Origin of the sequence: Roseateles amylovorans, assembly GCF_025398155.2 — a bacterium.
Taxonomy (GTDB): Bacteria; Pseudomonadota; Gammaproteobacteria; order Burkholderiales; family Burkholderiaceae_C; genus Roseateles; species Roseateles amylovorans.
In genome coordinates, this window is record NZ_CP104562.2 from 102,271 (window position 1) to 115,561 (window position 13,291).

Below are 13,291 nucleotides of genomic sequence, written 5' to 3' on the forward strand. Positions count from 1 at the left end.
CGTAAAGCGCAAGGATCCCGGGAATGCCCCTCAATGGCTGTCATGTGCGCGCATGCACAATTCCCGGCATCCCTGCGGCCTGGTGCTGTCAGGCCCATCGACAGACAAGCCGCCCGCTCGGGCACCCGGTCCATGTTCAGTTCTCTTGCCCGCGGCGCGGCCGCACTCACGCTTCTTGCTGCTTGCTGCGGTCAGGCCTTCGGCTTCGGCGCAGTGGGTCACAACACGGTCGGCGAGATCGCGGCCCAGCTCATCAAAGGTCATCGGGCCGAAACGGAGGTCCGACGGATTCTGGGCACGGTGTCGCTGCGCGACATAGCGGTCTGGGACGACTGCGTGAAGGGCATCGACGTCAACAATGACTTCAAGTACGCCGTCACCGGCCGCTTTCCGGAATGCGCGGTGTTCGAGAACAACGCGGACGAGGAAGCCCGGATGCGGGACTACGTCAGGCGCAACAACGAGCAATGCCATCCGAAGCCCGGTGATGAGAACTGCCACAAGCAGTATCACTACGCCAATGTGGCGATCCAGCGGGGTCGGTATGTGGCTGGTGCGATCGGGACCAGCGACCATGACCTGGTGCCGGCGCTGCTGGCCGCCATCCAGGTGCTGAAGGGGCAGAAGGCCCCCGCACCGATGGACTTCAATGAACGAGAAGCCCTCGCCCTGATCGTTCATGCGCTGGGTGACATGCATCAACCGCTGCACGTGGGTTCGCTCTATCTGGACGCGGATGGCAAGCCCTACGATCCCGATGAAAAGGGGCCGGATGCCCAGACCCACACGGTCGGCGGCAATGCCATCACCCTGCCACGACCGGACGGCACGCCCGGGGGCAATCTGCACAGCTACTGGGACGGTCTGCCCAACCGGTTGAGCGCCGAGCAACTGGCGGCCCTGCCTGACCTGGCGCGCAAGCTGCCCCCATCTGGCGGCAACCCGGACAGCTGGGTGATGGACTGGGCCAGCGAATCGCTGCTGCAAGCCCGTGAATCCTTCGACGGGATGACGTTCGGTCCGCGTCAGCAAAGCCTGCGCGGACCGCGCTGGCTCGCGACACCGCCGGCCGGCTATGACGCCCGCAGCACCGAACAGATCCGTCTTCAGTTGGTCAAGGGCGGCGCACGGTTGGCGCAATTGCTGGAGAGCATCTGGCCGGACAAGCGCTGAAGGCAGCCGATGGGATGATGGCGCCGATCAAGACCGGAAAGCCCCGCAATCGCGGGGCTTTTTCATTGCCGGTGTGCCAGAACATCGCGCCCAAGGCGTGAGCGATCCCATCGCCAAGGGGTTTCCTAGACGATCAGGGCTTCGATCCCGCGGGACTCGAGAATCTGCAGCAGCCGGACAGCGGCCCCATGAGGCGGCTTCCCCGCAGTGGGAGACTCCCACTTCTGCACCGTCGACACGCTGACATTCAGCATCGCCGCAAACACCGATTGGCTCATCCGGGCAATTCGCGTTCGGATGGCCACGACCTGTTGCGGTGAATAGGGCGGCGGAGGCTCACACAGGGCCTTGACCTGGGACAGCGTGGTCTTGCACAGCACACCGTAGCCGTTGAGGCTGCTGGCCGTCTCCAGCAGCTCCTTCAGCATGCGTGCTTCTTCAGGATCGTTGCTGCTCATGGCAGATCTCCATCAGTTCGCCCATTCGCATCGGCCCTTCCAGGCGCACCAGAGTCTGACCTTCGAACCACAGTGCGAGTGCCTTCGCGGCATCCACGACCGGCTTGGTGAAATCGGTGCCTGGCTCATTCTTGGTGCGCCCGACCAGAAAGATGATGGCTTCAGCATGCCTCTTGGCCACCAACGCCCGAGTCCCGCCGCGTTTGCCGCGCCCTGCAACGGCAATCCGCTTCTTGCAGAGACCGGCCCCTAGATCGGCCTCAAAGCGGCCCTCTTCAATCTCTCTTGCAGCAACGCAAAGCTAACAGTCGTCGAGCAGGTCTTTCGCCCAGCGGGCGAAAGTTCGTGTCTTGAGTACGCGCTTCATCGTCCATCGATCTCAGAACTATAGCACCCAGTGCTATAGGGTTCATGACGCACCACAGCGCTTGGGCTGTCGCTACGGCCTCTGACTGAGTCGATCCTCCCGGTCCCGAGTGCCATCAGTGGAGGGCAGCGCGGTAACCAGAAGTTGGTTTCACAACCCTGTGGACGGATCCGGGACAACCGCCTGCTTGTCCACAGCACGGCGCGTGTTCTGAAAGTTGTTGTCTGCGAGTCCCGCGATCCAAGCCTGTCCACCCACATGGTTTGACGGCACGCAAGTGATTGAAAGCAAAGGCGTTTCGGGGCTTTTCCACAGAAGTGGCCAAACACCTATTAATACGACCAAGGAGATATTTAAGACAAGGAATAAGAAAAAGCGGACATGTCACACTCTCGGGATGTCTTCTTCCCCCTCTCATTTGTTCACCGCCTCGGCGGCGTTCGAATCGGCTTGCCAGATCGATGCGCTGCCGGTCGGGCACCGAAGTCGCGGCCTGCATGGCCACAGTTATCTGGCCACGGTTCGCGCACAGCTGCCGGACGGGTGGTCGCCGTTCCCCGGCTCCGAGGTGCATGCCCTTCGGGAGTGTCTGGAGCGCTGTATTGCCCCGTTGGACCACGCCCTGCTGAACGCGCACATTGCTCAGCCGACCGATGAAAACATCGCGCGCTGGATCCGGCAGCGGCTGGAGAACGAGTTTGGTGTGCCGGGGATCACCCAGGTCGGCATCCACAGCACCGCCAACGCCGGGGTCGACCTGGATGCGAACGGTCAAGCCCACGTCTGGCGCCGATACCGCTTCCAGGCCGCCCATCAGCTGCCCAACGTGCCCATGGGGCACAAGTGCGGCCGGATGCATGGACATGGGTTTGAACTCATCCTGCATGCCAACCAGGACCTGGGCGAGCGTGACCTGAGCATCGACTACGACCATCTGGACGCGATCTGGGCGCCTTATCACGCGCAGCTGAACTACCAATGCCTCAATGAGATCGAGGGACTGTCCAATCCCACCAGCGAGGTGATCTCGTCCTGGTTATGGGAACGGATCAAACCGCAGCTGCCGGAGCTGAGCTGGGTGACGGTCTACGAGACCGGATCCAGCGGCGCCAATTTCGACGGCGAGCGCTATCGGATCTGGAAGGAGTTCACCCTCGACAGTGCGGTGAAGCTCAAACGGGCACCGAACGGGCACCCGCTGGCCGGCATCCATGGCCATACCTTCACCCTTCGGCTGCATCTGAGCGCGCTGCTGGACGAGGTCTACGGCTGGGCGATGGACTTCGGCGATGTGAAGCGGCTGTTCGATCCGATCTTCAAGTCGCTCGACCACCACCCGCTGCACGAACTGCCCGGCCTGGAAGACGCCGACACGGCCAGCCTGGCCGCCTGGGTGCTTCGCGAAGCGCAGACGCAGCTCAAGCCGCTGGAGCGGGTGGACCTGTACGAGACCCGCGGCAGCGGGGTGATCGTCAGCCAAGGGCCCTTCGAGGAGCTGATCCCGGTATGAGCTACGCCGTCAAGGAAATGTTCTACACGCTGCAAGGCGAAGGCGCTCAGGCCGGCCGCGCGGCCGTGTTCTGTCGATTCGCCGGCTGCAACCTCTGGAGCGGTCGGGAGCAGGACCGCGGCGCGGCCGTCTGCAATTTCTGCGATACCGATTTCGTCGGCACCGATGGCCAGGGCGGCGGCAAGTTCCCGACCGCCCTGGCGCTGGCCGACGCCATCGCCGCGAAATGGCCGTCAGGGCAGCCGGGCAGGCCTTACGTGGTCTGCACCGGCGGTGAGCCGCTGCTGCAACTGGATGCGCCGTTGATCGAGGCCCTGCATGCGCGTGGTTTCGAGGTGGCGGTGGAGACCAACGGCACCCAGCCCGCGCCGGAAGGACTGGACTGGATCTGCGTCAGCCCCAAGGCGGATGCAGAACTGGTGCTGACCCGTGGGCATGAGCTCAAGCTGGTCTATCCGCAGCCCTTGGCTCCACCCGAACGATTCGCAGGTCTGGCCTTCGACAACTTCTTCCTGCAGCCGATGGATTCGGTCCTGCAGAAGCAGAACACCAAGGCCGCCGTCGCCTATTGCATGGCCCATCCGCAGTGGCGCTTGTCGATCCAGATGCACAAGGTGGTCGGCATAGACTGAAAGCGATCCCGCTGTAAAGCCAACAAGGCTGTGGACAAGTTTTTCACAACCGGGTGGTTGTCCACAGCGGATTGGGTTTCCGCCAGCTTGTTGTCATGTCATGCAAGTGCAAACAAGGCCTTCGCGCACAGTGTTTGAGGTGATCTAAAGCGCTGTTTTTCAACGGTTTTTTGAGGTTGTCCACAGAAAGTGGCTCCCTCTACTAAGACAACTAAAGAGATATCTTTAAAACCTATGTTGAAAAGAGAGCGGGGAAATTTCCTGAAGACGTTGTTGCCACACGGCCGGTGTGCACACGGCGCTTGAGCCGAGCCGCTCGCAACTGCACACTGCGGACCCATGGACATCGCCGATCTGCAACGCCGCCTGCGGGATTTCGCTCAAGCCCGCGACTGGGAGCCCTTCCTCACGCCGAAGAATCTGGCCATGGCGCTGGTCGTGGAGGCCGCCGAGCTGGTCGAAATCTTCCAGTGGCAGACCCCCGAACAATCCCAGGCGCTGGACGCACCGACGCAGCAACACCTGGGCGAAGAGATCGCAGACGTGCTGATGTACCTGATGCAGATCGCCGACCGAAGCGGTGTGGATGTGGCGGCGGCTGTGGAACGCAAGTTGCTGATGAACGCCCAGAAGTACCCGGAGACCCGCGCCGCCAGCTGAATCGGACAGATTCACGTCATCGTCGATTGCCATCGACGCCTGTCGGACAAGCTGAACCTCCGTTCCTGGGTGAGGGCTGACCGGATGGCGGATGACCCGGCTCTCTTTCGCTCAGTCTCCAGTCGCTTCCAGTCGCCTCAAGCCGCCTCGCTCCGCATGAAACGCACCATCGCCGTCATCGACTTCGAAACCACCGGGCACTCGCCACAGGGCGGCGGCCGGGCGACGGAAATCGCTGCTGTGCTGCTGCGTGACGGTCAGATCGTCGGGCAGTATCAGAGCCTGATGCGCAGCGGCGCCTGGGTGCCGCCGATGATCGAGCGGCTGACCGGCATCAGCAACGAGATGCTGGAGGACGCACCAGATGCGGCGCGCGTCATGCGCGAAGTGGCCGAGTTCACCGCCGGCTGCGGCTTTGTGGCGCACAACGCGGCCTTCGATCGCGGCTTCTGGATCGCCGAGCTGGCACGGGTGGAGGAGGGCGACGGGACGATGACGCGTCACAGCCGTTTCGCGCCGGAATTCGCATGTACGGTCAAGTTGGCCCGTCGTCTTTACCCTGAATCCCCCAATTGCAAACTCGGCACACTGGCGCGATATCACCAACTGCCCGACAATGGTCGGGCCCACCGTGCGCTCGCCGATGCGCTGACAACCGCTCAACTGGTCCAGCGCATGCAACGCGACATCGGCCTTGAACTGGCCGATCCGTTGGCGGAACTGAGCGTCGAACATGAACTGCTGCTGCGTCTGCAGGCGGTGGCCAAACCCTTGTGGCAGAAGGCGGCGACGGGCTACGCCCGAGATATGCGTCGTCATCTGCAGGAATCACTCGTCTGATCGGCTGACCTGATCTCCGGCGTTGCCGCGAAATCAGGTCAGCAAATCAATTGCTGTCAAGATGTCCGATCGGCCGCATTGGCTGGGACAATCTTGCCCTTTCCCGTTTTGCGTTTGTTCTCAGGTATGTCGAGTATTCAGGTTCGCCCGGCCACGTTGCGTGATGCCAAGGCCATTGCCCAGATCCAGGTTGCCGCGGCGCAAGACGCTTACAAGGAATTCTGGCCCGACACCGCCCTCAACGGGCTGTCGATTGCTCAGCGGCAAGCGTACTGGCGCGAAGCCATCAACATGTGCGAGCCGCAAGTGCTTGTGGCCCATCTGGACAACGAAGTGATGGGCTTCGTCGGTTTCGACCGTTCCCGTGATCGCGGCACACCGTCGACCACGGGCGAGATCTGGGCCATGTACGCGTCGCCGTCCCACTGGGACAAGGGCGTCGGCCAGGCGCTGGTCGAGGCGGCTCAGGAAGGCCTTCATGAAGAGGGTTGCACCCGGGTCACGCTGTGGACCTACAAGAACAACAAGCGCGCCCTGCGCTTCTTCGAGATCGCAGGCTTCCGCGCCGAAAACGACACCGTCAAGGCGGTGGATGTCGAAGGCAAGGCGCTTGAGCAACTGCGCCTGCAGCGTTCGCTGGTTTGATCGCGGGTGACGGCTCATTGCGCGGTCGCGTGATGGGCCAGAGGTTGCTTCGTATGCGGATGCGGTGAACCGATCGAATTCACCACGACCGCACCAAGAATCTGCCGCGACGGCCGCTTTCGGGCGGCCTTCTTTTCGCCTTGTCGCGCTGACAAGGATTCCTTGTTTCACGGATCCAGGTGCCCGGGTGCTCAACGAGCCGGCAGCTGTCGCAACGCTTTGGTGTGGCGGCACGGTCGATCGGATGAGGCGCTGTGGCCCCTGACTCACTCATCGTGCTGGCCAAGCTCACCTCCAAGAATCAATTGACGCTTCCGAAGAGCGTGACCGATCAACTCGGCCCGGTGCAGTACTTCGAAGTGAAACTGCAAGCCGGCCAGGTGGTGCTGACCCCGGTGCGCATCCAGCGCGGTGATGCGGTTCGGGCCAAGCTCGCTGAACTTGAGCTCGATGAGGGTCTGTTGGACGACGCCTTGAACTGGGCCCAGCAGGCCGGCGATCGGCGCGTCCGTGCCACGGCGGCCAAGCGGTCTGGCAAAGCGACGGTGGCGAGCGGGGCGCTGGGAAGCACCGTGGCGTCAGCGGCTGCATCGACTGCCGCGGTCAAGAGGACGTCGAAGGTCGCCGCAGCCAGCGAGATGGCAACCGCGCCTGTGAAGGCGGGCAGAGGGGGCGTCAAGGCGGCGGGGACGAAGCGCGGGTCGAAGGCCGCGAAACTGGCCGCGAAACCGGCCGTTCCGCCGGCGCCGAAGGCCGCCAGGACCAAGGATCGCAAGGTGTCGAAGACGGCAGCGGCATCCATCGATGATTCGGTGGTGTCGGCGGGGGCGTCGGACGTCGCGATGTCGACGTCGATGCAGCAGCCCAAGGCAAGTGCCGCCACCAAGCGACGAGCGCGCTGATCGAATGAAACAGCGGCTTGACAGCGCGGAACGTGTGGTCGTGGACCCTGCGTGGTTGTTGCGCGGATTGCTAGCGTCGGACTTGCAGGCGCAGCGCTTGCGACGAGCGTGGCAGGCGGGAATCATCCGCCCGCTGGTGAGCGCCGAGAGCGTGACGCTCTTGATGCGCGCGATGGCCTACCCCGACTTGGGTTTGACGCCCGCGGATCAGCAAGAGCTGCTGGCCGACTTCCTGCCGTATGCGGACGTGGTGAAGCTCAAGCCCGTAGCGCCTGCGAAAACGTCTGGTGGGCGCTTTGGCGGCTTGCCGGAGGCGCTCGCTGCGCTGGTCGACCTGGCGCTTCAAGGTGGGGCGCAGCGCTTGCTCAGCGATCGCGAGGCCTTGCGTGCGTGGGCCGCACGGCGCCGCCATCCTGCGGCTCGGCAACTCTGCGCGATCAGCGATCTTTCCGCATGGATCCAAGCGTTGTCCCCCTCCCAGCGAGAGGTCGTGCTTTGCTAGATTGACGGCTCGCTATGGCCAGCTTTCAAGATCGCATTCCAACCAACATGTGGCGCGTGGTGTTCTATGAACGCCGCGGCAATCGCGTCCACGTCGACCGCACCGGCCCCTGGTTGCCGGAGAAGACCTTGGCCCAACACTGGGCTCGATGGTTCACCGAGCGGGGCTATCACGTGGCCTTGCAGGACCAAGGCGGTCAGCTGGAGAAAAGCACCCCCGGATTGCCGAGCTGATCTGAGCGCATCGGTGGCGCAATCCGCGATGGGGCAAGACCTGACGCTGCAGCGCCCCCGGCGCGGTCATCCAGACGGCTGAGCTGTGGGTGCGGCTGCTCAGCCGCCAATTGTTGATAGGTCGATCGGTCGATCGGTCGATCGGTCGATACGTCGACCGTTCCGCAGGCTGTCTACCTCAGAAGCGCGGGTTGCATCAGGCAGCCGCTGATGGGCTCAGCGTCAAGCAGCGGCGCGGAAGCCTTGTCGATCCAGCGCCCAACCGTCGGTGGCTGCTGCGCCGTGCTGTTGCACGCGCACATTGCTCAGTCGCTTGCTTGCGGCGCGTTGAACCAGTTGTTCGGCTTGTTGTGGCGTGAGCTGCAGGGCGAAGCGGGTCCAGCGCTTTTGCAGCAGCGGATCACGCCAGGCATCTTCCAGCGCCCAGCGGATGGCCATTGGATCGGTCAGCGACTGGCTGCGCAGCACGCGCGGCACCAGGGCCAGCACAAAGCGCGAGAAATCAGTGCGTTGCTGCGTATCCAGCAAGGCCTCGAGCCGCGTCAGGCGCTGGCTCCAGCCGGGGGTTGCCAACTGACGGGTGACCAGCGCCTGCAACGCCTGGATCGGATTGAACAAGCGCAGCCGGTTGGAGGGCAGCACCAGCATCGGCAACTGCGCGGCGAGTTCATGGGGCAGTTCGGTGACATAGCTCATCAGCAGGGCCATGCGCTCCCAGGCCTCCGCCCCAAGTCCGCCGGCCTGCACCATCGGACCTTGACGCAGGCTCTGCGCCATCGCCCAGGCCTGTTGCCAGGTGCGGTCTGCCTTGGCCTGGTTGGCGGCGCGGCTCATCAAGGCGAGGTTGCCGGCGGCGTAGCCAGCATCGTCACGCAGCCGGTCGATCGAAGCTTGTTGGGGATGCTGGGCTTCTTCGGTCAGCGGGAGTCGGCTGATCGGGCAGTGGGTGGTGTCCAACTGCTGCAGGTAGTTGGGGGTGACGAGCAGGGTCTCGAAATGCCGGCCGCGCAGCCAGGCATGCAGGCGCAGGGACAGCCACAGCTGGGTATGTCGATGCGACTTGAGCGTGCGGCTGCTGAAGGTGGCGCGTCCCAACTGCCAGCCTTGCTGCAGCGGCGATTGACGGAAGAGCTGCTCCACGGGTGGGGTCTGGCCGTGATGGGCATAGTCCCAGCCGAGTTCGAAGCCGACGTGCTCATGGCTGGAGGTGGCGGTGGACGCTTCGTCCGAGATCAGGGCGCTCAATGGGTCCCGGGCCGGGCTGAGGGCCTCGAGGTCGGCCGTGGTGTCCGTCGCCATGGGCAGGGCGAGTTGCTGGACATTGATGTCGTCGGCAGTGCGATGGATCACGGCAACCATGAGACTCTCCTTGAAGACAGGTGATTCGGGCGGTGGTTCAGGTTGGAGCCCAGTCTCTGCGCCAGGTGGCTCATAGAATGAGCCATTAAAAGATCGCTTCAGGTCAATCGTCAGAATTTGTCAGCAGTGGGTGCGAGGGCTCGAGGGTGTGAGCAGTTCGCCGATGCTCAACGTCAGGAAAGTCTTTCCCCATGGACCGTACCGAACGCTTCTACAAGATCGAGATGCTGATTCGCAGCCGTGTGTGCGTCAGCTTTGCTGCCCTGCGAGAAGCGCTCGAGGTGTCGCCTGCCACGCTCAAGCGGGATCTCCAGTACCTGCGGGAGCGGATGGATGCGCCGATCGAATACGACGCGGCGGAGAACGGCTATCGCTTCGGCCAGCAGTGGCGAGGACAGACGCATGAATTGCCGGGTGTCTGGTTCAGCGAAAAGGAGCTGCATGCGCTGTTGACGATGCATCAGCTGATGGCGAGCCTGGACGAGAACGGCCTGCTCAATCGGCATCTACAGCCGATGTTGGACAAGCTGATCGGCCTGCTCGGTGGGGATGAGACACAGGCCCAGGAGATGACGCGCCGCATCAAGCTGATCTCCACCGCGCGGCGGCGAGTGGCGTCCGAGCATTTCGAGACCGTGGGCAGTGCGGTGGTGAAACGGCAGCGATTGCAGCTGCGCTATCGCAAACGGGGGCAGGGCGGCGGCTCGGTCAGTGAGCGGGTGGTGTCGCCCCAGCGCTTGGTGCACTATCGCAACACCTGGTACCTGGACGCGTGGTGCCATGCGAGCAACGGGCTGCGTCGCTTTGCGCTGGATGCAATGGAAGACGCGACCGTGCTGGAGGATTCCGAGGCGCTGAGCCTGCCGCTCAAGCAGTTGGAAGGCGAACTGGACCAGGGCTATGGGATCTTCGCCGGGGGGGATCCGCAGTGGGCGACGCTGATCTTCAGCGAGAGCGCCGCGCCCTGGGTGGCCAGCGAGGAATGGCATCCGGCACAGCGCAGCGAATGGCTGCCGGAAGGGCGATGGCAGCTGGAACTGCCCTTTGTCGATGCCACCGAACTGCTGATGGACTTGCTTCGCCATGCCGGACAGGTGGAGGTGGTGGCCCCCACCTCACTCAGGGAAGCCTATGCGCAGCGCCTGAAAGCGGCCGTGGCAGGCTTATCGCCTTGAGCGGAAGGCAGGGGAGCCGCAGGCCTCCCGGAATCGATCAGGGCGCGGTCACGGCATCGCTGTCGTCGACGGGCTGTGCGGCATCGTTCGCCTCATAGCGGGCCATGCGTTCGCTTTTCCAATAGACATCGTCGCCCCCCTTGCCGTCCAGATTGGCGCGGTTGAGCACCCGCGCCAACACGAAGAGCAGGTCGGACAGGCGATTGAGATAGTGGCGCGGTGCGTGGTTGAGGGTCTCTTGTGCCGCCAGGGTGACCACGGCGCGCTCGGCGCGGCGCGCCACGGTGCGGCACACATGCGCAATCGCTGCGCTGCGGGTACCCGCCGGCAGGATGAACTCGGCCAGTCGGGGCAGCGTGGCGTTGTAGTCGGCCAGCGCCTGGTCCAGGTGCAGCACCGCGACGTTCTTCAGCAGGCTGTAGCCCGGCATGCAGAGCTCACCGCCCAGATTGAACAGCTCATGCTGGATGGTCACCAGCAGCTCACGCACGTCGTCGGGCAGGGGCTCCGCCAGGAGGACGCCGATCTGCGAGTTCAGCTCATCCACATCGCCCATGGCCTGGACCCGCAGATGGTCCTTGGGCACGCGGGTGCCGTCGCCCAGGCCGGTGGTGCCGTCGTCGCCGGTGCGGGTTGCGATCTGGGAAAGTCGGTTGGCCATGTCGGTCTCGCGCGAAGGCGCATCAGCTGCGGAAAACCCGCCATCTTGCCGCAGATCGATCGGACGTGTGGTTCGGCTCGCCCAGTGCGCCGATGGCGTCACGGGCTTTGAAGCGTCGTTCGGCGAAGTGGGGTGGCCCTGCGCGGCGGATCAACAGGGGCCGTGCTCAATGTCGGCGACCGCTGCGATGCAGCGCTGGGCGGTGCAGGGCCGCGGCGCCATGGGCCTGGGACGACGGATGCGGCGCATGGGCCGGTCTGGTGACACGGTGCGCCTGTGGGCGCTGCGCCAGCGTGGCGGGCTGGCCGGGATCGATGTCGTTGGTGTCGGGATCGTCGGTACCGGGCGGATGGCGCCACTGGTCTAACCACCAGACCTTCAGCCAATCCAGCCGCAAGGTGGCGACAGCCAGCAGTATCAGCAACACAGTGAACAGGGTCCACAACCAGGTGTAGGACATGGCGATCTCCTCAGGCGTGCGCGAACAGGCCGTCGGATGCCGCAGACCCCGCGCGTTCGCACGGAGCGAATCGGACATGACGGCCCAGTCATGCTGTCACTCCAACGGGCCAGACGCAAGTTAAAGCCCCTGCCCATTCATCTGAAGGCCGGTGCGGCGTCTGGTGGTGGCGTTGCTTCCTAGAATCGACGCCTGGGCCGCGAGGGCGGCATGGATGACCGGTCGCTCGCTGGTCCGCAGGAGACATCGATGAACGCGCCCCGTGACCCGCTTCTTCACCACGTCCCCGAACTCTTGCCCCGGCTGCTACCCACGGCGATGCTGGAAGCGCTGCGTGAGCGCTTCGGTGCTCGCTGCAGCACCGCCCTGGCCCTGCGCGAGCAGCACGGACGGGATGAATCGCCGTTTGATGTCCCGCCGCCTGAAGCGGTGGTGTTTGCCGAGTCCAATGAGGACATTGCTGCGGTGCTGGCGCTGGCCAATGCGCACCGGGTTCCGGTGATTCCGTACGGGGCGGGCACTTCGCTGGAAGGGCATCTGCTGGCGGTGCAGGGTGGCATCAGCCTGGATGTGTCGCGGATGAATCGCATCCTTCGCATTCATCCGGAGGACCTCACGGCCACGGTGCAGGCGGGCGTGACCCGGAACCAGTTGAATGCCGAGATCCGGCAGCAAGGCCTGTTCTTTCCGATCGACCCGGGCGCCGATGCGTCGCTCGGCGGCATGGCCGCGACGCGTGCCAGCGGCACGAACGCGGTGCGGTATGGAACGATGAAGGAAAACGTCCTGGGGCTCACCGTGGCCACGCCGGACGGTCGCTTGCTGCCCACCGGTTCTCGCGCCCGCAAGAGCAGTGCGGGCTATGACCTCACTCGCCTGTACGTCGGCAGCGAGGGCACCTTGGGCGTGATCTGCGACGTGACGGTGCGGCTGTACCCGCTGCCGGAGGCCGTGTCTGCGGCGGTCTGTTCCTTTGCGAGCATCGACGCGGCGGTGCGCACGACCATCGCCATCATCCAGATGGGCGTGCCGATCGCTCGCTGCGAACTGCTGGACGCCCATGCGGTGCGGGCCGTCAATCGACACGACAAGCTGACGCTGCGTGAAGCGCCGATGCTGCTGATGGAATTCCACGGTTCCGAGGCGAGCGTGGCGGAGCAAGCCGCGCTGGTGCAGGAGATCGCACGGGAGCATGACGGCACCGACTTTGAATGGGCCACCACCCCGGAAGACCGCACCCGTCTGTGGGCCGCGCGCCACCATGCCTATCTCTCTGCCCTGCAGATGAAGCCAGGCTGCCGCTGCGTCACCACCGACACCTGTGTGCCGATCTCCCAGCTGGCGGCGTCCATCCAGGCGTCGATCGACGAGGTGGAGGCCAGCGGCCTGCCTTATTTCATCGTCGGACACGTGGGCGATGGCAACTTTCACATGGGCTATCTGATCGACCCGGCGATTCCCGCCGAGCGCGCCACGGCGGAGCGGCTGAGTGCGCAGATGGTGTCGAGGGCGATTCGGCTGGAGGGCACCTGCACGGGGGAACACGGCATCGGCCTGCACAAGCAGGGTTTCCTGCTGGCGGAGGCCGGTGAGGATGCCGTGGATCAGATGCGCACGATCAAGCGCGCGCTGGATCCGAACAACATCATGAACCCCGGCAAGATCTTTGGCTGAACGGCACCGCGGGACCGCCGCGCCTCAGCAGCCGCACCTG

Annotated in this window: 15 protein-coding genes and 1 pseudogene; 11 read left to right on the forward strand and 5 right to left on the reverse strand. The window is 64.2% G+C overall.

What is annotated here, in order from left to right; translation table 11 throughout:
• The first annotated feature begins 132 nt into the window (after positions 1-132).
• Entirely contained in the window at positions 133-1,173 is a 1,041-nt protein-coding gene (locus N4261_RS00430; RefSeq protein WP_261758239.1) for a S1/P1 nuclease, read from the forward strand.
• Between the two features lie 125 nt (positions 1,174-1,298).
• On the opposite strand, the gene N4261_RS00435 is transcribed toward N4261_RS00430, so the two are convergent.
• On the reverse strand, positions 1,299-1,631 hold the full coding sequence (locus N4261_RS00435; RefSeq protein ID WP_261758240.1) for a helix-turn-helix domain-containing protein: 333 nt from the start codon (positions 1,629-1,631) through the stop codon (positions 1,299-1,301).
• Positions 1,612-1,920, reverse strand: a pseudogene (locus N4261_RS00440) (type II toxin-antitoxin system RelE/ParE family toxin); the annotation flags it as partial. The gene N4261_RS00435 and the pseudogene N4261_RS00440, both read right to left, overlap by 20 nt.
• Before the next feature lie 475 nt (positions 1,921-2,395).
• On the opposite strand from N4261_RS00440, the gene N4261_RS00445 reads away from it, so the two are divergent.
• The 8 genes from N4261_RS00445 to N4261_RS00480 all read left to right on the forward strand — a co-directional run bounded on the left by N4261_RS00445 (position 2,396) and on the right by N4261_RS00480 (position 7,922).
• Positions 2,396-3,508 (forward strand): 6-carboxytetrahydropterin synthase, encoded by a 1,113-nt coding sequence (locus N4261_RS00445; protein ID WP_261758241.1) that lies wholly within the window; start codon positions 2,396-2,398, stop codon positions 3,506-3,508.
• Positions 3,505-4,140, forward strand: coding sequence for a 7-carboxy-7-deazaguanine synthase (gene queE / locus N4261_RS00450; protein ID WP_261758242.1), 636 nt, complete (start codon positions 3,505-3,507; stop codon positions 4,138-4,140). The genes N4261_RS00445 and queE overlap by 4 nt, the downstream gene beginning before the upstream one ends.
• 339 nt (positions 4,141-4,479) lie before the next feature.
• Positions 4,480-4,800, forward strand: coding sequence for a nucleotide pyrophosphohydrolase (locus N4261_RS00455; RefSeq protein ID WP_261758243.1), 321 nt, complete (start codon positions 4,480-4,482; stop codon positions 4,798-4,800).
• A 156-nt stretch (positions 4,801-4,956) separates the two neighbouring features.
• Positions 4,957-5,640: a 3'-5' exonuclease gene (locus N4261_RS00460; protein WP_261758244.1), complete on the forward strand. Its 684-nt coding sequence runs from the start codon at positions 4,957-4,959 to the stop codon at positions 5,638-5,640.
• A 126-nt stretch (positions 5,641-5,766) separates the two neighbouring features.
• Entirely contained in the window at positions 5,767-6,285 is a 519-nt protein-coding gene (locus N4261_RS00465; protein WP_261758245.1) for a GNAT family N-acetyltransferase, read from the forward strand.
• Between the two features lie 275 nt (positions 6,286-6,560).
• The gene (locus N4261_RS00470) at positions 6,561-7,187 is read left to right on the forward strand and encodes an AbrB/MazE/SpoVT family DNA-binding domain-containing protein (protein ID WP_261758246.1); all 627 of its coding nucleotides are present in this window, start codon (positions 6,561-6,563) and stop codon (positions 7,185-7,187) included.
• A gap of 172 nt (positions 7,188-7,359) precedes the next feature.
• The gene (locus N4261_RS00475; protein ID WP_261758247.1) at positions 7,360-7,689 is read left to right on the forward strand and encodes a hypothetical protein; all 330 of its coding nucleotides are present in this window, start codon (positions 7,360-7,362) and stop codon (positions 7,687-7,689) included.
• Positions 7,690-7,703: 14 nt separating this feature from the next.
• A complete protein-coding gene (locus N4261_RS00480) occupies positions 7,704-7,922 on the forward strand; it encodes a hypothetical protein (protein ID WP_261758248.1) in 219 nt (72 codons plus the stop codon).
• Between the two features lie 222 nt (positions 7,923-8,144).
• On the opposite strand, the gene N4261_RS00485 is transcribed toward N4261_RS00480, so the two are convergent.
• The gene (locus N4261_RS00485) at positions 8,145-9,281 is read right to left on the reverse strand and encodes a hypothetical protein (protein ID WP_261758249.1); all 1,137 of its coding nucleotides are present in this window, start codon (positions 9,279-9,281) and stop codon (positions 8,145-8,147) included.
• A gap of 191 nt (positions 9,282-9,472) precedes the next feature.
• On the opposite strand from N4261_RS00485, the gene N4261_RS00490 reads away from it, so the two are divergent.
• The gene (locus tag N4261_RS00490; RefSeq protein ID WP_261758250.1) at positions 9,473-10,456 is read left to right on the forward strand and encodes a helix-turn-helix transcriptional regulator; all 984 of its coding nucleotides are present in this window, start codon (positions 9,473-9,475) and stop codon (positions 10,454-10,456) included.
• A 37-nt stretch (positions 10,457-10,493) separates the two neighbouring features.
• On the opposite strand, the gene N4261_RS00495 is transcribed toward N4261_RS00490, so the two are convergent.
• On the reverse strand, positions 10,494-11,117 hold the full coding sequence (locus tag N4261_RS00495; protein WP_261758251.1) for a cob(I)yrinic acid a,c-diamide adenosyltransferase: 624 nt from the start codon (positions 11,115-11,117) through the stop codon (positions 10,494-10,496).
• Between the two features lie 166 nt (positions 11,118-11,283).
• Entirely contained in the window at positions 11,284-11,577 is a 294-nt protein-coding gene (locus tag N4261_RS00500) for a hypothetical protein (RefSeq protein ID WP_261758252.1), read from the reverse strand.
• A 249-nt stretch (positions 11,578-11,826) separates the two neighbouring features.
• On the opposite strand from N4261_RS00500, the gene N4261_RS00505 reads away from it, so the two are divergent.
• Complete coding sequence (locus N4261_RS00505) at positions 11,827-13,251, forward strand: FAD-binding oxidoreductase (protein ID WP_261758253.1); 1,425 nt, start codon at positions 11,827-11,829, stop codon at positions 13,249-13,251.
• Positions 13,252-13,291 lie beyond the last annotated feature (40 nt).